This is a genomic window from Microbacterium sp. R1, assembly GCF_015159725.1.
In the GTDB taxonomy this organism is placed as follows: domain Bacteria; phylum Actinomycetota; class Actinomycetes; order Actinomycetales; family Microbacteriaceae; genus Microbacterium; species Microbacterium oxydans.
The window spans coordinates 166,132-187,167 of record NZ_JADDUD010000002.1; the positions used below are offsets into that span (position 1 = coordinate 166,132).

General features: G+C 68.3%; 21 protein-coding genes. 12 read left to right on the forward strand and 9 right to left on the reverse strand.

The window, feature by feature from the left end; all coding sequences use genetic code 11:
* Positions 1-27: 27 nt before the first annotated feature.
* Positions 28-1,212, reverse strand: coding sequence for a zinc-dependent alcohol dehydrogenase (locus ILP86_RS12635; RefSeq protein ID WP_058630980.1), 1,185 nt, complete (start codon positions 1,210-1,212; stop codon positions 28-30).
* 105 nt (positions 1,213-1,317) lie between these two features.
* A complete protein-coding gene (locus ILP86_RS12640; RefSeq protein WP_193762123.1) occupies positions 1,318-2,646 on the reverse strand; it encodes a cytochrome P450 in 1,329 nt (442 codons plus the stop codon).
* A gap of 193 nt (positions 2,647-2,839) precedes the next feature.
* Here ILP86_RS12640 and ILP86_RS12645 point away from each other — a divergent pair, with 193 nt between their 5' ends.
* Entirely contained in the window at positions 2,840-3,277 is a 438-nt protein-coding gene (locus ILP86_RS12645) for an SRPBCC family protein (protein WP_046748027.1), read from the forward strand.
* Here ILP86_RS12645 and ILP86_RS12650 read toward each other — a convergent pair.
* The gene (locus tag ILP86_RS12650) at positions 3,248-3,991 is read right to left on the reverse strand and encodes an aspartate/glutamate racemase family protein (protein WP_193762124.1); all 744 of its coding nucleotides are present in this window, start codon (positions 3,989-3,991) and stop codon (positions 3,248-3,250) included. The two genes, ILP86_RS12645 and ILP86_RS12650, sit on opposite strands and share 30 nt — an antisense overlap.
* Positions 3,992-4,016: 25 nt before the next feature.
* Positions 4,017-4,841 (reverse strand): shikimate 5-dehydrogenase, encoded by an 825-nt coding sequence (locus ILP86_RS12655; protein WP_258546250.1) that lies wholly within the window; start codon positions 4,839-4,841, stop codon positions 4,017-4,019.
* A 645-nt stretch (positions 4,842-5,486) separates the two neighbouring features.
* On the opposite strand from ILP86_RS12655, the gene ILP86_RS12660 reads away from it, so the two are divergent.
* Positions 5,487-5,693, forward strand: a complete 207-nt coding sequence (locus ILP86_RS12660) for a cold-shock protein (protein WP_017203899.1) — start codon at positions 5,487-5,489, stop codon at positions 5,691-5,693.
* A gap of 125 nt (positions 5,694-5,818) precedes the next feature.
* Here the strand turns inward: ILP86_RS12660 and ILP86_RS12665 are convergent, their stop codons facing one another.
* Positions 5,819-6,484 (reverse strand): HAD hydrolase-like protein, encoded by a 666-nt coding sequence (locus tag ILP86_RS12665; RefSeq protein ID WP_058630908.1) that lies wholly within the window; start codon positions 6,482-6,484, stop codon positions 5,819-5,821.
* A 143-nt stretch (positions 6,485-6,627) separates the two neighbouring features.
* Here ILP86_RS12665 and ILP86_RS12670 point away from each other — a divergent pair, with 143 nt between their 5' ends.
* The gene (locus ILP86_RS12670) at positions 6,628-7,050 is read left to right on the forward strand and encodes a response regulator (RefSeq protein WP_113680437.1); all 423 of its coding nucleotides are present in this window, start codon (positions 6,628-6,630) and stop codon (positions 7,048-7,050) included.
* A gap of 10 nt (positions 7,051-7,060) precedes the next feature.
* Here the strand turns inward: ILP86_RS12670 and nucS are convergent, their stop codons facing one another.
* Positions 7,061-7,756 (reverse strand): endonuclease NucS, encoded by a 696-nt coding sequence (gene nucS / locus ILP86_RS12675; RefSeq protein WP_045262658.1) that lies wholly within the window; start codon positions 7,754-7,756, stop codon positions 7,061-7,063.
* 56 nt (positions 7,757-7,812) lie between these two features.
* Positions 7,813-8,691 (reverse strand): GAP family protein, encoded by an 879-nt coding sequence (locus ILP86_RS12680; RefSeq protein ID WP_058630906.1) that lies wholly within the window; start codon positions 8,689-8,691, stop codon positions 7,813-7,815.
* 115 nt (positions 8,692-8,806) lie between these two features.
* Here ILP86_RS12680 and ILP86_RS12685 point away from each other — a divergent pair, with 115 nt between their 5' ends.
* Both ILP86_RS12685 and ILP86_RS12690 read left to right on the forward strand, forming a co-directional pair.
* Positions 8,807-10,003 carry a sensor histidine kinase gene (locus ILP86_RS12685; protein WP_193762125.1) on the forward strand — a complete coding sequence of 399 codons (1,197 nt, stop codon included), beginning with the start codon at positions 8,807-8,809 and terminating at the stop codon, positions 10,001-10,003.
* Entirely contained in the window at positions 10,000-10,647 is a 648-nt protein-coding gene (locus tag ILP86_RS12690; RefSeq protein WP_179516375.1) for a response regulator transcription factor, read from the forward strand. Before ILP86_RS12685 ends, ILP86_RS12690 begins: the two co-directional genes overlap by 4 nt.
* Before the next feature lie 3 nt (positions 10,648-10,650).
* Here ILP86_RS12690 and ILP86_RS12695 read toward each other — a convergent pair whose 3' ends face one another.
* On the reverse strand, positions 10,651-11,889 hold the full coding sequence (locus ILP86_RS12695) for an MFS transporter (RefSeq protein ID WP_193762126.1): 1,239 nt from the start codon (positions 11,887-11,889) through the stop codon (positions 10,651-10,653).
* A 60-nt stretch (positions 11,890-11,949) separates the two neighbouring features.
* Between ILP86_RS12695 and ILP86_RS12700 the strand changes: the two genes are divergently transcribed.
* On the forward strand, positions 11,950-13,011 hold the full coding sequence (locus tag ILP86_RS12700) for a LacI family DNA-binding transcriptional regulator (protein WP_193762127.1): 1,062 nt from the start codon (positions 11,950-11,952) through the stop codon (positions 13,009-13,011).
* A gap of 19 nt (positions 13,012-13,030) precedes the next feature.
* Here the strand turns inward: ILP86_RS12700 and ILP86_RS12705 are convergent, their stop codons facing one another.
* Positions 13,031-14,530: a hypothetical protein gene (locus ILP86_RS12705; protein ID WP_193762128.1), complete on the reverse strand. Its 1,500-nt coding sequence runs from the start codon at positions 14,528-14,530 to the stop codon at positions 13,031-13,033.
* 120 nt (positions 14,531-14,650) lie between these two features.
* On the opposite strand from ILP86_RS12705, the gene ILP86_RS12710 reads away from it, so the two are divergent.
* The 6 genes from ILP86_RS12710 to mnhG are packed head-to-tail and all read left to right on the forward strand — an operon-like array spanning position 14,651 to position 21,005.
* The gene (locus tag ILP86_RS12710; RefSeq protein ID WP_193762129.1) at positions 14,651-17,620 is read left to right on the forward strand and encodes a Na+/H+ antiporter subunit A; all 2,970 of its coding nucleotides are present in this window, start codon (positions 14,651-14,653) and stop codon (positions 17,618-17,620) included.
* A complete protein-coding gene (locus ILP86_RS12715; protein ID WP_046748038.1) occupies positions 17,620-18,216 on the forward strand; it encodes a Na(+)/H(+) antiporter subunit C in 597 nt (198 codons plus the stop codon). Before ILP86_RS12710 ends, ILP86_RS12715 begins: the two co-directional genes overlap by 1 nt.
* The gene (locus ILP86_RS12720; protein ID WP_045262651.1) at positions 18,213-19,763 is read left to right on the forward strand and encodes a Na+/H+ antiporter subunit D; all 1,551 of its coding nucleotides are present in this window, start codon (positions 18,213-18,215) and stop codon (positions 19,761-19,763) included. The genes ILP86_RS12715 and ILP86_RS12720 overlap by 4 nt, the downstream gene beginning before the upstream one ends.
* Positions 19,763-20,353, forward strand: a complete 591-nt coding sequence (locus ILP86_RS12725) for a Na+/H+ antiporter subunit E (protein ID WP_058630899.1) — start codon at positions 19,763-19,765, stop codon at positions 20,351-20,353. Before ILP86_RS12720 ends, ILP86_RS12725 begins: the two co-directional genes overlap by 1 nt.
* Positions 20,350-20,619 carry a monovalent cation/H+ antiporter complex subunit F gene (locus ILP86_RS12730; RefSeq protein ID WP_021200077.1) on the forward strand — a complete coding sequence of 90 codons (270 nt, stop codon included), beginning with the start codon at positions 20,350-20,352 and terminating at the stop codon, positions 20,617-20,619. Before ILP86_RS12725 ends, ILP86_RS12730 begins: the two co-directional genes overlap by 4 nt.
* Positions 20,616-21,005, forward strand: coding sequence for a monovalent cation/H(+) antiporter subunit G (gene mnhG / locus ILP86_RS12735; RefSeq protein WP_046748040.1), 390 nt, complete (start codon positions 20,616-20,618; stop codon positions 21,003-21,005). Before ILP86_RS12730 ends, mnhG begins: the two co-directional genes overlap by 4 nt.
* Positions 21,006-21,036 lie beyond the last annotated feature (31 nt).

Genomic DNA, 21,036 nt, shown 5'->3' on the forward strand with positions numbered 1-21,036 from the left:
CTGTCAATCGCGGCTGTCAGGCTCGCGTCACACCGTCGACGGGCGCAGCACCACCTTGATGCAGCCGTCTTCCTTCTTCTGGAAGGTGCGGTACAGCTCAGGCGCGTCGTCGAGGGGCGCACTGTGCGTGGTGAGGTCCATCACACCGAGCGGGTCGGCGATGTCCTCGACCAGGGGCACCAGCTCATCCACCCAGTTCTTCACGTTGCACTGCCCCATGCGCAGGGTGATCTGCTTGTCGAACAGCGTCTTCATCGGCATGATGTCGGCGTCGCCCGCGTACACCCCGCTCAGCGATACGGTCCCTCCGCGGCGAACGGTGTCGATGGAGGCGTAGACGGCGGCCAGACGATCGACACCCGCCTTGTCGAGCAGCTGTCGTGCCGCCGGATCCGGGAGTACGCCCACCGCCTTCTGCACGAACTCGACGCCCGCGTTGCCGTGAGCCTCGAGCCCGACGGCATCCACCACCGAATCGGCGCCGCGCCCGTCGGTCAGGTCCCGCAGCTCATCCACGATCGTGTCGGTGAGGTCGAACGTCTCGATGCCGTGGCGTTCCGCCATGGCGCGACGCTCCGGCACCGGATCGACCGCGAGCACCCGGTGCCCCCGGTGCCGTCCGATGCGGGAGACGAACTGTCCGACCGGACCGAGCCCCATCACCACGAGGGTTCCGTCGTCCGGCACCTGTGCATACTCCACTCCCTGCCACGCCGTGGGAAGGATGTCGCTGAGGAACAGATACCGCTCATCGGGCAGGTCGCTCGCGATGGGGATGTGGTTGTAGTCGGCGAGGGGCACCCGCAGATACTCCGCCTGCCCGCCGGGGACCTGCCCGTACAGCTTCGTGTACCCGAAGAGGGCGGCTCCGCTGCCGTACTCGCGCACCTGGGTGGTCTCGCACTGCGACTGGAAGCCGCGTCGACACAGGTAGCATTCTCCGCACGCGATGTTGAACGGGATGACGACACGGTCTCCCACGGCGAGCGTCTTCACGTCCGCACCCACCTCGACGACGACTCCCATCGGCTCGTGGCCCAGGATGTCGCCGCGATCGAGGAACGGGCCCAGCAGCTCGTACAGATGCAGGTCGGAACCGCAGATCGCCGAGGACGTGACCCGGATGATCGCATCCTCCGGCTGCTGGATGACCGGATCGGGAACCTCCTCCACCGTCACCGTGCGCTTGCCCTGCCAGGTCAATGCCTTCATGATGTCCTCCGATCCTTGGTCTTCGTTCGTCCGCGCCACGCTCGTCGCTCCCAGGGCGACCGGCCACCGGGTTGACAGCTGCCTCTTGACGTGCGGACGCGCGTCTCAGTGGAACGGACAGCCGCGGGTCGATCCGCTCTTGCGCACCGCTCCGCCCGATGCGGGTCTGGTCGGCAGTCGTCGCCGGTTCACCTCGAGTCCGGTGTCGAGGATGTCGAGACGCGGATCACTCAGCACGGCGATCGCCGCAGAGAGACCGGCGATCACGAGCTTCTCGCCGGGGCAGCGGTGCCCGGTGGCGACGTCGGCACCGCCCTGCGGGATGAAGGTGCGGATCGACTCGTGATTTTCGACGTCGGTGAACCGCTCGGGTGCGAATCGATGCGGGTGGGCCCACGATTGCTCGTCGGTGTCGGTGCCGAGGATGTCGAGCACCACGCGCCCGCCTGCCGGCACCCGCACGTCGCCGATCTCGATGTCGACGATCGCGCGCCCGGGCAGCATGGGCACGAACAGAGCGGTGCGCCGCACCTCCTGCGCGAACATCACGGCCAGAGGCCCGTTCACCAGCGCATTCCGTTCGACGGTCTCGGCGGCGATCCGCCCGCGCCATTCGGGCCTGTCGTGCAGTTCCTTGGCCGCGAAGGCCACGAAACGCGCCGCGGCGATCATCGGGCGGATGCTGTTCTGCAGTTCGATGCCGGCGAGGCGGGCAGGGAGCAACGAGCCGTCCTGATCGCGGTGGTCGGCCCACTCGGCCAGGGCTGTGCCTTCTTCGGCGTGCAGTGAGCCAGATCGGACGGCATCGATGAGTCGCTCCGCATGCCGATCGGACCACATCCTGTTCACGAAGGCGGCCACGTACTCGGGTGAGTAGGGAACACCGAAGCCGTCGACGATCTGCGCCAGCCGAGCCGCCCATCGGGTCTTCGCTGCCGGTGTACCCGGCAGCCCGGCCCAGCCCATGATCGCGCGGCCGAAGGCGCCGACCGCCGCGTCGTACGCACTGCGGGTTCCCCCATCGAGCCAGGCGTCCTCCTCCACTCTCCACTCGCGCTCCAGCCAGGGAGTCAGGCGCGCGACCTGCGCATCCTCATAGGCCACCTCCACGAACGTCGCTTTGCGGTGTCGGTGCGCCGACCCGTCCAGGCTGTGCACGGACCCGTGTCCGAACAGCGTCTCCTGGACGATCTTCGGCATGGCGCCGTGGCGGGCGATGCGCGACTCGTCATAGAACAGGTCGATGCCCTCGACTCCCCGCACGAACACCGCGTCGTCTCCGAGCAGTCGCATCGGAGCCGACCGTGCACCGGGCTCCGCACGCCGCCAGATGCGTGCGCCGAAGTCGTAGCCCCGGGTGAGGAGCGAGGGCGAATCGTCGTGGACGACCGCGGTGACGGCCTGCACCACGCGTGAGCTCAGTCTTTGCAACATGCTCCGACGGTGCCAGGCGCCGCCTGATCCCTCCAGGGGGGAGCGCTCCGGATCGGAGTGTGCTATCTCCGTCGGATCCGCGATGTCAAGCGGGTCCCCTTGGCGCCTGGATGCCGCGCAGGATGACTCCGCAGGAGCAGACGGCGCTGCAAACAGACGGTGCTGCAAATGGACGGCGCTGCAAGGAGGAGACATGGCGACGAACACCCGTGACCTGGCGTGCACGACGGATGACGTGTTCCGCGTGCTCGCGAACGGCTGGCTCTACCCCGCATGGGTGGTCGGAGCTTCCCGCATGAGAGACGTCGACGAGACGTGGCCGGCGGTGGCGGCGCAGTTGCATCACTCCGTCGGGGTCTGGCCCGTGCTGCTCGACGACACGACCGAGGTGCGCGAGTGGGATCCGCCGCGGCGGGTCGTGCTCAGGGCGCGCGGCTGGCCGATGGGCGAGGCGACGGTCACGCTGCGAGCACGCACGACCCCCTCCGGTTGTCAGGTGCGCATCGACGAGGAGCCCGTCGCAGGGCCCGCGGCGCTGATCCCGCGGTTCCTGACCGCCCCGATCCTGCGCTGGCGCAATGCCGAGACGCTCCACCGCCTGTCATACCTCGCGCAGGGGCACGCCGACTGAGTCCGCTCGATCGGCCGCGGCGTCGCCGCCGAGAGCGAGGGCGACCGCGGCATCCACATGCAGCGCCGTCGTCGGGAACACGGGCACCGGTGCATCGCCGGATGAGATGAGCAGCTCGATCTCGGTGCAGCCGAGGACGATGCCCTCTGCGCCGTCGCCCACCAGGCGCTCGATCACCTCCGCGTAACGTCGACGGGACTCGTCGCGGATGACACCGTGCACGAGCTCGTCGTAGATGACGGCGTGCACAAGCGCGCGATCGTCGGCGCCGGGGACGAGTGTGCGGACACCGTGCCGCGCGAGCCGTTCTGCGTAGAACGGCTGCTCCATCGTGAAGGCCGTGCCCAGAAGCCCGACGGTCTGCAGGCCCGCGGCGGTGATCGCCTCACCTGCGGGATCGGCGATGTGCAGGAACGGGATGCCGACCGCCGCTCGGATGCGGTCGGCGACCAGATGCATCGTGTTGGTGGCGAGCACGAGAAGCTCCGCACCGGCACCCTCCAGCGCTGCGGCGCGCGACGCCAGCAGATCACCCGCGGCGTCCCAGTCGCCACGCGCCTGCATCGCCTCGATCTCCGCGAAGTCGAGCGAGTCCATCAGGATGCGAGCGGAGTGGTGGCCACCGCGCTGCGCGCGCACCCGTTCGTTCGCCAGCCGGTACCACTCCAGTGACGACTCCCAGCTCATGCCGCCCAGGACACCGATCGTCTTCATCGACGCACCACTCCCCTCTTCGCCGTCAGGCGTTCCCTGCGCGCATGAACTCCTCGGCATCGCGCACCTGCTCGGCGGACGGTCGGATGCCCGTGTAGAGCACGAACTGCTCCAATGCCTGCAGTGTCGCGACCTCTGCTCCTGTGATCAGGGTCTTCCCCGCTGTGCGAGCCGCGGCGATCAGCGGAGTCTCGGCGGGAAGCGCGACCACGTCGAAGACCACGGACGCGCGTGCGATCGTCTCCTCGGGGAACGCGAGCGCGTGCTCCTCCGCGCCCCCGGCCATGCCGATCGGGGTCACGTTGACCAACACGTCGGCCGTGGCCTCGCCGACCTCCGCCGACCAGTCGAATCCGTACAGGTCCGCCAGCGCACGTCCGCTCTCCTCGTTCCTGGCGACGATGGTCACGCGCGAGAAGCCGGCGTCCCGGAATGCTGCCGCGGTCGCCTTGGCCATGCCGCCCGACCCACGCAGCAGCACCGAGCTCGCAGGATCCAGGTGCTCGCGTTCGATGAGCTGAGCGATCGCCGAGTAGTCGGTGTTGTGGGCGGTGAGCACACCGTCGTCGTTGACGATGGTGTTGACCGAGTCGATCGCGCTCGCCGAGGGATCCATCCGGTCGACCAGGGCGATGACGTCTTCCTTGTAGGGCATCGAGACCGCGCAGCCGCGGATGCCGAGCCCGCGGACGCCCGCGATGGCCTGCGTGAGATCGGTGGGGGCGAACGCCTTGTAGATCCAGTTGAGCCCGAGCGCTTCATAGAGGTGGTTGTGGAAGCGCGTGCCGTTGTTGCTGGGCCGTGCGGAGAGCGAGATGCACAGCGTCATGTCCTTGTTGAGCAGAGTCACCGCATCAGGCTACTCGCGAGTGACGGAGCCCGCGGATTCGGGGGAGAGAGGACGACGGAGGTGCCTCCGTGCTGTGAGTCCCGTCTCCGCCCGAAACCTGCGATCCCTGCGGGATCAGTACCCCGACCTTCTCCGATATCGCGTGGACGAGAGTCCGTGGCGACATCGTGCATCCTCCCCTATGGTGAAGGTGCATGCACACGGGGATTGATCGTCTCCGTCTCTCCCCAGGAGACGGCGGCCCTCCCCAGGGGCAGACGATCCGTGCATGCGATTGGGCCCTCTCGAGTAGTTCAGTCCCCAATGGGCTACTCGAGGGGGCCGCTATCGTCCAGTCTCGCACCGAAGTTCAGATTTGTCCCCCAAAAGGGGGACAAGAGCGTCGAAAAGGAGCTAAGCTGTTCCTGACGCACCCTCCGGTCGTCTTCGGCCCTCATCGCTCCCCCCGCGGTGAGGGCCACACCATTTTCGGGGCGCCTCAGGCGCCGTGCGGGTCGCGAAGCGACGCATGACGGGCGGATGCCGCTCGTGCAACATTTGGATTACCTTCTTGCAGCGGCTATTCCGCTCGGGGCCTCCTCCACTAGCGTTAGCGATGTCGGGGCATCCCTGCGTCGGCTTCTTCATCAGCAGAACAGGCAGTACATGAGCACCCAGGGCACGGTCAAGTGGTTCAACTCGGAGAAGGGCTTCGGCTTCATCTCCCCCGACGACGGAGGCGCTGACGTCTTCGCGCACTACTCCGCCATCCAGTCATCCGGCTACCGGTCTCTCGAAGAGAACCAGCGAGTCGAGTTCGATGTGGCACAGGGTCCGAAGGGCCTGCAGGCAGAGAACATCCGCCCCGTCTGAGACGGGCGCGACACAGAACTCCCCACCGGATCGCGTCCCCGATGCGTCATCCGGCGGGGAGTTCTGTGCTTTCTGAGGTCCTCAGCGCCGCTTCGGCTGATACCCGTCAGCGGGAGGAGGCGGGGTCAGCTCAGCAGCAGCGCGCGCAATTCTGCGACCGAGGCCGCTCGGAACGCGGCGTCATCGCCTTCATGCCTGTCGCTGAAGCCCCACTCGACGAAGATGACGGGGACGTCGTTGGCGTTCCCGCCTTCCACGTCGTGATGGCGGTCACCGACCAGAACCGGTCGTGACGTGTCGGCGCCGAGCGCGCGCAGCCGACGAAGCGCCTCGGCGACGATGTCGGTCTTCGAGGCGAGAGTCGACTCGTCGGGGGTCGCGCCGACTGTGGTCAGGAACGCGGGGCGCAGGCCGAAGTGATCGACGAGGGCATCGACCTGGTTCTCGGGCTTCGAGCTGGCGGTCGCCTGCGGCACCCCGGCGGCGTGCAGCTCGTTGATGAGCTCGACGACGCCCGGATAGGTCGCGACATCGGTCGTGTAGCCGTCGGCCTTCCCGAGCGTGCGGTAGAAGGCCACGGCCTCGGCGGACTGCTCCGGGGTCATTCCCGCCTGGTCCTGGAAAGACTGGAACATGGGCGGACCGATCCAGTGCACCAGCTGCTCACGCGTGGGCGCGGGGTGGCCGAAGTGCGTGAGCGCGATGTCGAGCCGGCGAAGGATGCCGACGGACGCGTCGACGATGGTGCCGTCGACGTCCCACAGCACGCAGGAGTAAGGGGAGTGAGGCACCCCTCCACCCTATGGCCCGGAAGAGGACGGTCGCCTTTCCTGCACAGGTGTGCACGAACAGGGCTTATCCACGTCTCATGTGAGCACTCTATGTCTCCACATAAGGTCGTGACAACGGCGGATGTGCGAGTCAGAATGGGGGTATGTACGTGTCGGTGGAGATCATCACGATGTTGGCCACGGCCGCGACGCTGCTGGTGGCGATCATCGGCGGATTCGGCTGGACGATCAACCGGATGGATGCGCGTTTCGCGGCGCAGGACGCACGACTCGATGCACGGTTCGATGCACAGGACGCGAAGTTCGATGCGCGGTTCGATGCGCGTTTCGCGGCGCAGGACGCACGACTCGACGCACGGTTCGATGCGCAGGACGCGAAGCAGGACGCGCAGGACGCGAAGCTCGATGCGCACGATGCGAAGTTCAGCGCACGGTTCGCGAGTCTCGAATCGCGATTCGACCGCGTGGATGCGCGATTCGATCGAGTCGAGCAGGAGATCTTCGAGGTGAAGATCGCGATCGCGCGTCTGGAGGGGCCGACGCCGCGGCTCATCCCCGTCCGTTGAGGCCGTCTGCTCAGAACAGGCGGGGGATGCCCGACTCGATGCCCTTCATGTCGTCGTAGTCGAGCACCAGACAGCGGATGCCCCGATCCTCGGCGAGTACACGCGCCTGCGGCTTGATCTCCTGGGCGGCGAAGACACCCTGGACGGGGGAGAGATGTGGATCGCGGCCGAGCAGCTCGAGGTAGCGGGTCAGCTGCTCCACGCCGTCGATGTCGCCGCGGCGCTTGATCTCGACGGCGATCGCCGCGCCGTCGGCATCGCGCACCAGCAGGTCGACCGGCCCGATCGCCGTCGGGTACTCGCGGCGCACGAGCGTCGCACCCTCGGAGATGCGCTCGACCTGCTCCGCGAGAAGTCGCTGAAGGTCTGCCTCGACGCCGTCCTTCTGCAGTCCGGGATCGATGCCCAACTCGTGCGAGGTGTCATGGATGATCTCGTAGATCTGCACGCGCAACGCGTCACCGGTCTTCTTGTGGGTGACCCGCCAGACCTCGACGACGCCGGCGCTCGCCTCTTCCTCACCCGGAGTCTCGTTCGAGAGAGAACACGGGGGACTCATCCAGTTCAGCGGCTTGTAGCTGCCGCCGTCGGAGTGCACGAGCAGACTCCCGTCGCCCTTGTGCACGAGTAGACGCGTGGCGAGCGGAAGATGGGCATTGAGCCGACCGGTGTAGTCGACCGAGCAGCGGGCGATGACGAGACGCACCCGTCGAGCCTACTTCGTCGGGAGCGCTGCGCGGTCGCACCCGGAGGGTGTGCCGGTCACCGGTCGAGGAACGAACCGATCGCCTCGAAGAGGCCGAGTTCGGTGGCGGCGGAACGGGCGATGAGGAACCCGATGATGCCGATGATCCAGGCGGTGTTCTCCGCCCCGGTGCGCTCCATCCAGGCGGCGAAGCGTTCGAGCGGCCGTTGCACGAGTGGAGCGGCCACCATCCGCAGCACGAGCAGCACGACCGCGGGCAGGATCATCAGCGCACAGTATCCCGCGAGCGAGAGCACGCGCAGCGGCGTGTCGATGCCGGCATCCGCGAGCATGGTCATCGCCACGATGTACGGCAGCATGGTGGCGATCTCGACGAGCCCTGCGGCGATGGCGACGGCCATCACTGCGGTGCCGCGGGTGCGCGGGTCGAGGAGCCGCTCCCGCCACCGCGTGATGCGTCCGGGACGAGGCGCAGGATCGGTCGCGATCGCGGACGCGGCATCCGGGGGAGCCAGGCGGGAGCCGTTCGCATCCTGCGCGCCCGGTGTCCCTCCCCGAAGCGGCACCGGAGGCGCGGATGCTGTCTGCGGTGCGGGCGCCGGTGCGTTCTTCTCGTTCTTGCCGCCGGTCGGCATCACGAATGCCGTGATGAGGAGCGCTGCTCCGACGACGAGCCGGACGATCAGTCCCGCGGGCGACGCGAGGAAGTCGGACGCGACGTCGACGAGGTTCACCAGGCCCCACAGGAACAGGAGGCCGACGACCAGATAGAACGCGGCGATGGTTCCCAGATACAGCAGGATCCGCCCGGCGCGCACCCGCCCCGGGTGCAGCAGCAGGAAGACCGGGATGAGGAGTGTGCCGACGCTCAGCCCGTCGATCAACGCCAGGAGCGCGAGCGAGAGGGGGAGCGGCAGTCCGCCGAAGAGTTCCATGCCACCACGTTCACGGACACTCCACGGATCCGGATCGGGCGAAAGTACCGTCTCCGCAGAACCACTCATCCCTTCGTCGGATGCGCGGCGGCGGCCGTCGTGGTTGCATGAGGGCATGCACGAGCAGGTCGAAGGCGGATTCGGCGCCTGGTACCGCCGGCACCGTTGGTGGGCGGACCCGCTGGGCATGGCGATCTTCGCCGTGGTGATGGCGGCCTTCGGATTCCGGGGTATCTGGGGGCCGTTCTCGCTCCTGCAGGAGCCCCTGTCCCCATGGTGGGCGCTGGGGCTCGCACTTCCCGCCTGTGCGCTCGCCCTCTTCAAGCGGCGCATGCCGGTGACCGTGCTCGTGCTCGTCTCCCTGCTGTTCGTCGCTGACCTGCTCACCGTGGGGGGCCTCGGGACCCTCGTGGTGCTCCTGGACGTCCTGTGGACGGCCGCTTTCCTGGCGGATTCCCGCGGGCGAAGGATGCTGCTGGCGCTGCTGGGGGCGGCGACCGTCGTCCTCTTCCTCTGCGCCTGGCTGCTCACCGATGTGTCGTTCCCGGTCGCGTTCCTCATCGGAGTGCAGTTCGGAGCGATCTTCGGCACCGACTACTGGTGGGCCGTGGCGGTCTCCCAAGCGCACGAGCTCGCGGAGTTGCACCGGCAGCGGGCGGAGCATGCCGCAGCCGTCGCCGAGCGCGACCGAGTGGAGGCGGTGCAACGGGAGCGCGAGACCATGGCGCGCGAGCTGCACGACGTGGTGGCCGGCCATGTGATGGCGATGGCGATCCGCGCGGAGGCCGCCCTGTCGACGCCGCCCGATCCTCCGCGGGACCGCGAAGCGCTGCAGGCCGTGCGTGATGCAGGTCTCGATGCCCATGCGGCGCTGCGATCGATGATCTCCGTGCTCCGTCGCGGTGAGGGCAGTCCCGCGTCCTCGCCGCGGTGGGGGGACCTCGAGGGGATCGTGCAGGAGGCGGAACGCGCGGGACTCACGGTGCGACTCGTCGCCGATCACGTGGGTGATGTCGGTTCCGCGCTCGAGCAGGCCGTCATCCGCATCGTGCGGGAGGCACTGAACAACTGCATCCGTCACGCCAGCGGCGCCGAGGTCGACGTCATCATCCGCAGGAGCGGACCCGAGGTGCGGGTCGAGGTGCGTTCGAGGGGTGGCTCGCCGAGCGGGGCGTCCACGTCCGCGGATGGGGGCTGGGGGTTGCAGATGCTCAGGGAACGGGTCGCCGCGCTGGGGGGCGCCTTCATTGCCGGGCCGGTCGCCGGCGGATGGTCGGTGGAAGGTCGCATCCCGACGGAGGCAGCGGCATGAGCGAGCCGACGGTGCTGCTGGCGGACGACCACGGCGCGATCAGGGCGGGGCTGCGCATCATGCTCGAGGCGCAGGGGATCACGGTGGTCGGGGAAGCGGCGGACGGCGATGTCGCCGTCCGCAACGCCGCGGCGTTGCGTCCCGACGTGGTCCTGATGGATCTGCGGATGCCGGGACGCGACGGGATATCGGCGACGGCGGAGATCGTCGAGCGCCACTTGAGCGACGTGCTGGTCCTCACGAGCTTCGACGAGGATGACCTGGTGTTCGGGGCGATCCGCGCAGGCGCCGTCGGCTTCCTCCTCAAGACGGTGGACGCTCCCACGCTCGGCGGGGCCGTGCGGGCGATCGCGGCGGGCGAAGGCGCGCTCGATCCGCGGGTGACGCGCCGAGCGCTCGCCGCCGTCGCCGAGAGCGCCGCCGTGCCGGCACAGGTCAGGCGCCGCGAGGGGATGGTCGAGCTGACGGCCAGGGAGCAGGACGTCCTCGACGGGATCCTGCAGGGGTGGTCGAACGCCCAGCTCGCCGCGCGACTGCGCATCTCGGTCCCCACGGTCAAGACGCACGTCTCGAACGTGCTCACCAAGCTCGGCGCACGCAGTCGGTCGCATGCGGCCGCGCTCGTACGCGGCCGCGACGACTGACGCTCAGCCCTGTGCGACCGTCGCGACCGAGCTCTTCTCGTCGTCGCGGAGCGGACGCGCAGCACCCGAGAACAGCCCGGACATCACGACCAGCGCGACCAGGATGAACAGCGTGTTGAGCAGACCGATGTGCTCGCTGATGATTCCGAGTACCGGCGGGCCGCCGAGGAAGGCGATGTAGCCGATCGTGGCGGCCGCGCTCACCCTGGCCGCGGCCTTGGCGGGGTCGTCTGCCGCCGCCGACATGCCCAGCGGGAAGCCGAGCGATGCGCCGATTCCCCACAGCGCGGCTCCGACCAGCACGAGCGGGAAGGTGGGGGCGAGGATGAACAGCAGGATGCCCGACGCTGCGGTCGCAGCGAGGATGCGCAGGACCAGGACGCGGCCGAAGCGATCCACGAGTGGACCGCCGAACAGGCGCACGACGGTCATGCCGACCGAGAACACGGCCAGGGATACGGCTCCGGTGCCCTCGGCGAAGCCGTGACCCTGTTCGGTGCCCAGGGCGATCCAGTCGTTGGCTCCGCCCTCGGCGAAAGACATGCCGAGCATGACCACACCGATGAGGTAGGTGCGGGGCTCGCGCCACGCTTCGAGCGCCGTGTGCATGCGGACGCGGAAGGCCGGCTTCTCATGCGCCGCGGGATCGAGGGCGGCCTCGCGCACCGGGACCTGGAAGAAGCAGACGATCGCGATCACGGCGATCAGCCCGCCCATGATCGTGGCGTGGGTCGCGACGTCGACGGCGAGCTGCGCGGCGAGAGCGCCGATCCCCGCACCGATGACGGTGCCGAAGCTGAAGAAGGCATGGAAGACCGGCAGGATCGTCTTGCCCATCTGCTGTTCGATCGCGGTCGCCTCGACGTTCATCATCACGTCGACCGACCCGTTGCCGAAGCCGAACAGCACCATGCCCACGATGACGACGGGGACGGAACCGAACACGTTCGCGCCCAGGCCGACCAGCACGATGCCGAGCGCGAACGTCAGCATCGTGAGGAGCATCCCGCGCCGGGCGCCCAGACGTGCCATCACCGCGGGGCCTGTCGAGATGCCGAGGATGGACGAGATGCCCATGCCGAGCAGGATCAGACCGACCTGCGCGTTGTCGAGTCCCAGCGCCTCCTTGATCCCGGGCACGCGCGACGCCCAGGTCGCGATCGAGAGGCCGCTCGCGAGGAAGATGGCGAAGATCGCCGCGCGCCAGCGCACGAACTGCGAACGAGAGAGGGCTGTTTCCATGCCGGACAGCCTATCGAATCGATTCGACCGTAGGGAAGCGCGGGGAGCTATCCTCGAAGTATGAGCAGCCAGGAGACGCCGCGTCGGCCCACGATCGCCGACGTCGCACGTGAGGCGGGCGTGGCGACCTCCACCGCATCCGTCGTCTTCAGCGGCAAGGCGAACGTGGCCGCCGCCACGAGGGAGCGCGTCCTCGCCGCCGCAGCCGACCTCGGCTATGCGGGGCCGGACCCTCGTGCGGCCTCGCTGCGACGAGGACGCAGTGGCATCGTCGCCGTGGTGCTCGAAGGGCATCTGCGTGCAGCATTCCTCGATCCCGTGACGACCGCCATGATGGACGGCCTCACCGACGGGCTCGCCGACCTGAGCGCCGGCATCCTCCTCATGCGCGACGAGCCGGGGGAGGAGGGTGCAGCCATCACCAACGCCCCCGTCGACGCCTTCGTGCTCATCGGCTGTTCCGGGCGCACGAAGGCCTCGCTCGAAGTGGTCCTCGGCCGCGGACTGCCCGTGGTCGTCATCGAAGGCGACGCCGGAGAGGGCATCCCGCGCATCACCCTCGACAACGTCGCAGCCTCCGCTGACGTCGCCCAGCACGTCTACGACCTCGGGCACCGGGACGTGGCGCTGGTCACCCTCTCGCTCGACAGCGAGCGCGAGCGCGCGCTGGTGACGCCCGAACGGGTCGAGAAAGCGACCGTCGACGTCTCAGTGCACCGTCTCGAGGGGATGCGTCAGGTCTTCCCGGACGCGCCGGCGATCTCGGCGTCCGGCAGCTTCATCGATGAGGGCGTGCTGGTCGGCCGCATGCTCCTGACCGACCCGGCCACTCGACCGACGGCCGTGCTCGCGCAGAGCGATCTGCTTGCGGTCGGCGTCATCCGCGCAGCCGAGGAGCTGGGTCTCCGCGTGCCCGAAGATCTCTCCGTCGCGGGCTTCGACGGCATCGAGGTCGACGGGCTCGGCGATCTCACGCTCACGACCAGCGTGCAGCCCGCGGTCGAGAAGGGGCGCGCTGCCGGGGAGCAGATCGCCCGCATGCTGCGTGGCGAACCCGGGAACACGCAGCACCTCACCTGCGTGTTCCGAGCCGGCACCACGACGGGCCCCGTCCCGCGCTAGCGGCGTCCTCGCCGAGTGCTCAGCTGTGCTGTGAGCCGAGCGGCAGAACGCGTTCGCCGAAGTCGAGGATGCGATATCGCCCGCACTCGACGACATCGTCGGGTATCGCCGGTGTGGAGAGCTGCCACGCGACGGTTTGGGAGTCCTCGACGAGGAACGAGACTCCGTCGACGTCGAAGTCCTCGCGGTTCACCAACCATGCGTACGCGTTGAGCTCGTGATCGACCTGCACGAGGTGGCGGGGATCGGCGACATGCAGCTTCGGCAGCCGCACGGTCCAGAACTGTCCGCCGCCGATGCGGCCCGAGGCATCGACCCAGTCGGTCACGCAGGTGAGATCGGGGTCGGGCGTCGTGCTCGCCGCGACGAGCCGAGGCACGCTCAGCGCCCCGCCCACGAGCAGGAGCACGGCCGCGGTGGCCGTGAGGGCACGGGGTGCCCGGGCGGGCATCCGCGGGATATGGGGAGCGGCCACGATCACGAGCACGGGTCCGAACGCGAGCGGCTGCAGGTAACGGGCGGCGTGGGTACCGAGGGCGATCGCCCCGACCAGGACGAGAGCGGGCATGGCCCACGCGACCGTGGCGACGAAACGGGAGCCGGTGTCTCCGACGCGTGCCGTGTTCGCGATCGCCCAGCCGACCAGAGCCACCACGACCACGACTCCGAAGATCCCTGCGGGCGTCGCAAGGCGGTCGAGGAGAAGGCCGCCGTAGTAGCCCGCGGATTCCGTCCAGAGTTCGGGCTGGATGTAGCCGGCACCGGAGTTGGCGATCCATGCCCGAAGCGGAATGCGTCCGAGGAAGCCCAGCGCGGTGCCGATGACCAGCACGACGAGGATCGTTGCGGTGCGTGTTCGTCGTGGCGGGCGAAGGAGCATCACGAGGAGCAGCAGCGAGAGCGGAACCGTGGCCCAGGCGGCGAAGAGGGGATTCGAGAGCGTCGACACGGCGGCGATCGCCCCGAGCGCGATCAGTGCGCCGATACCCCCTGCGCTTCGGTCGAGCACACGACGGACCAGTCCCACACAGAGGACGACGGCGACCACGGTGGCGGCGTAGTAGGTGGTCGTCAGCAGCAGTGAGGCCAGCTCCAGGGCGTCTCGGGACCCCGAGAGATCGGTCATGGCGAGGATCGCGAAGGTGCCCATCCCGAGCAGCGCCCATGCGACGGGGGCTGTCCTGTGCCGCCGACGCCCTACGGCGACGCGGAGTGCACCGTAGAGGGCCAGCATGTTGACCACGGCATTCACCGTGAGCAATCCGTTCACATCGAGCCCGAGCGCGGCGTCCAGCCCGGAGAACACCGCGGACTCGGGCAGGAACAGTACGCTCGACATCGCCCAGTCGAGGGGTGCGCCGGAGAGCAGCGACCGAGCGAACATGCCCACGACCAGGGAATCTCCGTCTCGGAACAGCAGCTCAGCGCGGGCGGATGAAGCCACCTGAGCGACGGTGATGACCGCCACGACCAGTGCTCCCGACCAGCCCGCGAGCTCTCGCACCCAGACCCGCCGCATGGGCCAACTCTCGCACGATCGTGCAACTGTGGACCGCAGGAACCTCTCGCGCCGGTAAACTGGTCTGACACCCGCCCGCCTGTGCCGAAATGGCCGACGAGCCCTGAGGGAGCCGCGTATATGCTGATGCTCCTCGCTGTGTTCCTCCTCGGGTCGCTGCTGATGCCCGTTCTGGTGCGCTGGCTCGGAGCTCAGGCCTTCGCCATCGCCGCCCTCGTTCCGGCAGCCGCCTTCGTGCACGCGCTCGTCATGACGCCGCGGGTGCTCGACGGCCCCGTCCCGTTCGAATCGGTCGAGTGGATCCCGCAGCTGGGACTCAACCTCTCCATGGACATGGACGTGCTCGGCTGGGTGCTCACGCTGATCGTCACCGGCGTCGGCGCGCTCGTGCTCCTCTACTGCCGCTGGTACTTCTACGAGGACTCCGCGGGGGTCGGCCAGTTCGCCGGTGTCCTGCTCGGCTTCGCCGGGGCGATGTACGGGCTCGTGCTCACCGACGACCTCGTGATGCTCGTCATGTTCTGGGAAGTCACGAGCATCCTCTCCTACCTCCTCATCGGCCATTACCGTCGGCGCGCTGCCAGCCGTCGTGCCGCACTGCAGGCGCTGCTCGTGACCACGCTCGGCGGTCTCGTGATGTTCGTCGGCGTCGTGCTGCTCGTCGTCGACACGGGCACCTCGAGCATCCGCGAGATCCTCGAGCTCGCGCCCAGTGGGCCGCTCATCGATGCCGCGATCGTGATGCTCCTGATCGGGGCCATCAGCAAGTCGGCGCTGTTCCCCTTCCACTTCTGGCTTCCGGGTGCCATGGCGGCTCCCACCCCGGTCAGCGCCTACCTGCATGCGGCCGCGATGGTGAAAGCCGGCATCTACCTGATCGCCCGCTTCGCCCCGATCTTCGCGTTCAGCACGACATGGCGACCGATCGTCATCACGCTCGGCATCGTCACGATGCTGCTCGGCGGAATCCAGGCGCTTCGGGAGACCGACCTCAAGCGCATCCTCGCCTTCGGCACCGTGAGCCAGCTCGGCTTCTTCGCGATCGTCGTCGGCTACGGCACGCAGGCGACCGCCCTCGCCGGTCTCGCCCTGGTCATCGGCCACGCGCTGTTCAAGTCGGCGCTGTTCCTCATCGTCGGTGTGATCGACCGCCAACTGTCGACCCGTGACATCAACGAGCTCTCCGGTGTCGGTCGGCAGGCGCCCGTCATGGCCACAGCGGCATTCATCTCCGTCGCCTCCATGGCGGGTATCGCGCCGACCATCGGCTTCGTCGCCAAGGAATCGACGCTCACCGCGCTCCTCGACGACGCGCAGGGCGGCTCCGCCTGGGGTCTCGGCGCGCTGATCGGGATCGTCCTCGGTTCCATGCTGACTGCGGCATATGGTGTGCGCTTCCTCTGGGGTGCGTTCTGGAAGAAGCGCGACGACCAGGGCCAGCAGCTTCCCGACACCGCATGGCCCGATCCGCCGGTGGGCTTCCTGTCCGCGCCGATCATCCTCGCGGGGGTCACCCTCGCCACCGGCATCGGCGCTCCCGCCCTGGACACCGCTCTGCAGGGATACGCCCTCACGGCGACTCCCGGCCTCGATCACTCCGGGGAAGCCGTCGAGGGCCCTGGCCACTTGGCGCTCTGGCACGGCTTCGAACCGGCGCTGGGCATCTCGATCCTGTCGATCCTGCTCGGCATCGGGCTGTTCCTGCTCACCCGCAGGACCGCCTGGGACCGCAAGGCTCGCATCCTGCGCTTCACCGCGGCCGACGTGTACTACTTCGTCATGCGCGGCGTCGACCGTCTCTCGGTGCTCAGCACGACGCTCACGCAGCGCGGCTCGCTGCCCGTGTACGTCGGCACCATCTTCGTGGTGTTCGTCGCCGCCGAGGTCACGGCGCTGATCGCGAGCGACATCGATCGGTACAACCTGTCCCTCTGGCACACTCCGGCGCAGATCGCCGTCGCGCCGATCATGGCGATCGCCGGCATCTTCGCGGTCCGTGCGCGCAAGCGCTACACCGGCGTGGTGCTGGTCTCGGTCACTGGACTCGGAATGGTCGTGCTCTTCGCGACGAGCGGCGCCCCCGACCTCGCGCTCACGCAGATCCTGGTCGAGACGGTCACGATGGTCACCTTCGCCCTCGTGCTGCGTCGTCTTCCCGCGCGCATGGGCGAGCACAACGCCTCGGTCGGGCGCATCCCCCGCGCCCTGCTGGCCATCGGCGTGGGCGTCACGATGGCCTTCGTGGCCGTCGTCGCCACCCAGTCCCGCGTCGCCGACCCGATCTCGGAGGCGTTCCCGAAGCTCGCGTACGAGATCGGCCACGGCAAGAACGTCGTCAACGTGGCGCTCGTCGACCTGCGTGGCTGGGACACCATGGGCGAGCTCTCGGTGCTCGTGCTCGCCGCGACGGGCGTCGCCTCCCTCGTATTCGTCACGCACCGCGCCGATCTGCTGGCCGCCACCAAGAACCTGCCGCGAGCCACGCGCAAGGCCGCGCGCAGCCGCCCCCTCGTCGAGACGACCGAGGGCATCCGCTTCCAGACGTCCGAGAACGAGAGCAGCCCGCGGGCATGGCTCGTCGGCGGCCAGAAGATGAAGCCCGAGAACAGGTCGATCCTGCTCGAGGTGATCGTCCGCATTCTGTTCCACACGATCATCGTGGTGTCGATCTTCCTGCTGTTCTCCGGGCACAACCTGCCGGGTGGCGGGTTCGCCGGCGGTCTCGTCGCGGGTATGGCGCTGGTGATGCGCTACATCGCCGGCGGTCGCTGGGAGCTGGGAGCCGCGGCCCCGACGGACGCGGGACGCCTCCTCGGCACCGGCCTCATCCTGGCCGTCGGCACGGCCGTGGTGCCCCTGTTCTTCGGCCTCGCCCCCTTGACCAGCACGTTCTGGGAGTGGGAGATCCCGCTCATCGGACACATGGAGTTCGTCACGTCGACCATCTTCGATGTGGGCGTCTATCTCGTCGTGATCGGACTCGTGCTCGACGTGCTCCGCAGCCTCGGGGCCGAGGTCGACCGTCAGGCCGCCCTGCGCACCACGCCCGGTCCTGAAGGATTCCTCTCGCGGGGCGGGAGGAGCAGCTGATGGATGTCTCCCTCACCCTGATCGTCATCATGGCCATCCTCTTCGCATGCGGTGTCTACGCGATGCTGGAGCGCAGCCTGACCCGCGTGCTGATCGGCTTCCTGCTGCTCGGCAACGCCACCAATCTGCTGCTGCTGATCGTGATGGGCGTGCCGGGCAACGCCCCGTTCTTCGGTACCGAGGGCGAGATGAGCGACCCCCTCCCGCAGGCGCTCACCCTCACGGCCATCGTGATCACGTTCGCGGTCTCGGCCTTCCTCCTCGCACTGATCTATCGCTCCTGGCAGCTCGGACAGGCCGACACGGTCGAGGACGACGAGGCAGACATCGCCCTGCGCGAGCGCACCGATGCCGACGAAGACCTCATGGACGACGAATCCGAGACGGACGACGACGAGGCGACCACGGACTTCGTCGGCGTGCAGACCGCGCCGATCACGGTGCTGCACATGCGGGACCACCCCTCCATCCACGACGATGCGCCGTATGACGCTCCGACCGGTTGGGGGAGCGAACCCTCTGCTGCGGACGAGGGTCGAGAACCGCGCCCCGACGAACCCGATGACCACGACGAGAACGAGGAGGGCAGGCCATGACCGCCCTCGTCCCCCTCCTCGTCGCACTGCCACTGCTCGGTGCCGCCGTCACTCTCGTGTTCGGCCGGAACGCGCGCCTCCAGGTCGTCGTCACCGTCGCCACCCTCGCCGCCGTCTCGATCATCGCCGCCGTGCTCCTGGTCGTCGTCGATTCGGGTGCTCCGCTCGCGGTGTCGGTCGGCGGATGGCCCGTTCCGTTCGGCATCGTGCTCTATGTCGACCGGCTCGCCGCGCTCCTGGTGCTGATCTCCAGCATCGTGCTGCTCGCGGTGCTGCTCTTCTCCATCGGCCAAGGTGCGGCGGACGGCACCGACGAGACGCCGATCTCCATCTTCAACCCGTCGTACCTGATCCTCGCGGCCGGTATCTTCAACGCCTTCATCGCCGGGGACCTGTTCAACCTGTACGTCGGATTCGAGATCCTGCTCGTCGCCTCCTACGTCCTGATCACGCTGGGCAGCACCGAGTCCCGTATCCGCACCGGCGCGGTCTACATCGTCGTCTCGCTGGTCTCGTCGATCCTGTTCCTCGCCTCGATCGCCATGATCTACGGCGCGCTCGGCACGGTCAACATGGCCCAGATCGCCGAGCGGATGTCGGAGCTCCCCCAGGAGACGCAGCTGGTGCTGCACCTGATGCTCGTGGTGGCCTTCGGCATCAAGGCTGCCATCTTCCCGGTGTCGTTCTGGTTGCCCGACTCGTACCCGACCGCTCCGGCCCCGGTCACCGCCGTGTTCGCCGGCTTGCTGACGAAGGTCGGCGTGTATGCGCTGATCCGCACCGAGACGCAGCTCTTCGCCTCGAACAGCATCGACACCCTGCTGCTGATCATCGCGCTCGCGACCATGATCGTCGGAGTGCTCGGCGCCGTGGCGCAGGCAGAGCTCAAACGAATCCTGTCGTTCACGCTGGTCAGCCACGTGGGCTACATGATCTTCGGGCTCGCGATAGCGACGCCCGCCGCTATCGGCGCGACGGTGTACTACATCGTTCACCACATCGTCGTGCAGACGACGCTGTTCCTCGCCGTCGGGCTCGTGGAACGCCGAGCGGGAAGCACGTCGATCCTGCGGGTCAAGGGGCTGCTGAAGGTCGCCCCGGTCATCGCGGTGCTGTACTTCGTTCCCGCGATCAACCTCGGCGGCCTGCCACCCTTCTCGGGGTTCATCGGCAAGTTCGCGCTGTTCGAAGCTGCGGCCTCCGTCGGAACTCCGATCATGATCGTGCTGATCTTCGGCGGTATCATCACCTCGCTGCTGACGCTGTACGCGCTGATGCGCGCCTGGAACCTCGCCTTCTGGCGCGAGGAGGAGGACTCCACCGAGACCGAGGGCCGCATCTCCTACCTGGGTAACGCCCCCGCCGCCGACGAGCAGCAGGAGCGTCGCCGCATCCCGAAGATCATGACCCTCGCGACCGGAGGCATGGTCGCTGTGACCCTCGCTCTGACCGTGTTCGCCGGTCCCCTGTACGCCCTCTGCGACCGCATCGGCGCCGGACTGCTGCAGCCCGTGAGCCTCGTGCAACTGGAAGACGAGGTGGGCTGATGGCGCGTGACACCCGGCGTCACCTGTGGCGCGACATCCGCGTGCAGCTGCCGTTCCTCGCGTGGCTCGTCGTGCTCTGGATGCTGTTGTGGGCGCAGTTCACGGTGCTGTCGTTCCTCACGGGACTCGTCGTCGCGATCTTCGTCACCCGCGTGTTCCGCCTGCCGACCGTCGCGCTCTCCGGCCGGATCAACCTCTGGTACGCGGCGCTCTTCGTGGTGCAGTTCCTGTTCGCCGTGCTGAGCGGCGCCCTCTCGGTCACCGTGCAGGTCTTCGACTTCCGCCGACAGCCGGGGACGGCCATCATCGCGGTGCCGCTGCGCTACGCGGACGACCTCGTCATGACGCACGTCGCTGTCGTGTCGTCGCTGATCCCCGGGTCGCTGGTCGTGGAGACCGACCGCGACCGCCGGATCCTGTACTTGCACGTGATCGGCGTCCGGAACCTCGACGACGTGGAGAAGCAGCGTGCGGGCGTGCTGCGCTGGGAGCAGCGGGTCGTGCGTGCGCTCGGAGACCCCGCTCAGTATCGTGCCCTCAAGGCCGACGAGCGTGCGGGCCTCGGACTGACGAAGGGCGGTGCCCGATGAACATCCTCCTGCTGCTGATCATGGTGGTGTTCGGCATCGCCGCCGTGCTCGCCCTGATCCGGATCGTGCGCGGGCCGTCGATCCTCGACAGGGCCGTGGCCTCCGACGTGCTCCTCACCGAGGTGATGTGCGTGATCGGTGCGGAGATGGCCATCAACGGTCACACCCGCAACATCCCGGTGCTCCTGATCATCGCGGCCATCGGGGTGTTCGGCTCGATCGCCGTCGCCCGCTTCGTCGCGAGAAGGGACAACACGACACCATGAACGTGTTCGGTCTCATGATCCCCGACGCCGTCATCGACGTGGCGGTGCTCGTGCTCATCCTGCTCGGCGCCGTGCTGTGCCTGTCGGCTGCGGTCGGGCTGCTGCACTTCCGCGATGTGCCTTCGCGACTGCACGCGGCGACCAAGCCGCAGGTTCTCGGTCTCCTCCTCATCTGCATCGCCATCGCACTGTCGCAGCGCTCGATCGGCGGCATCCTGCTCGGGTTCGTGCTGGTCGCCCCGGTGGTGCTCATGCAGTTCGCGACCGCTCCGCTCTCGGCGCACATGGTCGGACGGCAGGCGTATCGCAACGGCACCATCGAGCAGCGCGGTCTCGTGGTCGACGAACTCGCCGAGTCGAAGCAGACCCCGCCCGCCGCCGGCTGACCTCGAGGTCTGATCCCGGGAGCCGCTCGAC

What these genes read in the sequence shown, in the direction of transcription:
- ILP86_RS12680 (WP_058630906.1), bottom strand. Translation starts at nt 8,691, where the DNA reads ATGGAACTCTTCGGCGGACTGCCGCTCCCCCTCTCGCTCGCGCTCCTG.
- ILP86_RS12690 (WP_179516375.1), top strand. Translation starts at nt 10,000, where the DNA reads ATGAGCGAGCCGACGGTGCTGCTGGCGGACGACCACGGCGCGATCAGG.
- ILP86_RS12640 (WP_193762123.1), bottom strand. Translation starts at nt 2,646, where the DNA reads ATGTTGCAAAGACTGAGCTCACGCGTGGTGCAGGCCGTCACCGCGGTC.
- mnhG (WP_046748040.1), top strand. Translation starts at nt 20,616, where the DNA reads ATGAACGTGTTCGGTCTCATGATCCCCGACGCCGTCATCGACGTGGCG.
- ILP86_RS12710 (WP_193762129.1), top strand. Translation starts at nt 14,651, where the DNA reads ATGCTGATGCTCCTCGCTGTGTTCCTCCTCGGGTCGCTGCTGATGCCC.
- ILP86_RS12645 (WP_046748027.1), top strand. Translation starts at nt 2,840, where the DNA reads ATGGCGACGAACACCCGTGACCTGGCGTGCACGACGGATGACGTGTTC.
- ILP86_RS12715 (WP_046748038.1), top strand. Translation starts at nt 17,620, where the DNA reads ATGGATGTCTCCCTCACCCTGATCGTCATCATGGCCATCCTCTTCGCA.
- ILP86_RS12670 (WP_113680437.1), top strand. Translation starts at nt 6,628, where the DNA reads ATGTACGTGTCGGTGGAGATCATCACGATGTTGGCCACGGCCGCGACG.
- ILP86_RS12635 (WP_058630980.1), bottom strand. Translation starts at nt 1,212, where the DNA reads ATGAAGGCATTGACCTGGCAGGGCAAGCGCACGGTGACGGTGGAGGAG.
- ILP86_RS12720 (WP_045262651.1), top strand. Translation starts at nt 18,213, where the DNA reads ATGACCGCCCTCGTCCCCCTCCTCGTCGCACTGCCACTGCTCGGTGCC.
- ILP86_RS12695 (WP_193762126.1), bottom strand. Translation starts at nt 11,889, where the DNA reads ATGGAAACAGCCCTCTCTCGTTCGCAGTTCGTGCGCTGGCGCGCGGCG.
- ILP86_RS12705 (WP_193762128.1), bottom strand. Translation starts at nt 14,530, where the DNA reads ATGCGGCGGGTCTGGGTGCGAGAGCTCGCGGGCTGGTCGGGAGCACTG.
- ILP86_RS12725 (WP_058630899.1), top strand. Translation starts at nt 19,763, where the DNA reads ATGGCGCGTGACACCCGGCGTCACCTGTGGCGCGACATCCGCGTGCAG.
- ILP86_RS12700 (WP_193762127.1), top strand. Translation starts at nt 11,950, where the DNA reads ATGAGCAGCCAGGAGACGCCGCGTCGGCCCACGATCGCCGACGTCGCA.
- ILP86_RS12650 (WP_193762124.1), bottom strand. Translation starts at nt 3,991, where the DNA reads ATGAAGACGATCGGTGTCCTGGGCGGCATGAGCTGGGAGTCGTCACTG.
- ILP86_RS12730 (WP_021200077.1), top strand. Translation starts at nt 20,350, where the DNA reads ATGAACATCCTCCTGCTGCTGATCATGGTGGTGTTCGGCATCGCCGCC.
- ILP86_RS12660 (WP_017203899.1), top strand. Translation starts at nt 5,487, where the DNA reads ATGAGCACCCAGGGCACGGTCAAGTGGTTCAACTCGGAGAAGGGCTTC.
- ILP86_RS12685 (WP_193762125.1), top strand. Translation starts at nt 8,807, where the DNA reads ATGCACGAGCAGGTCGAAGGCGGATTCGGCGCCTGGTACCGCCGGCAC.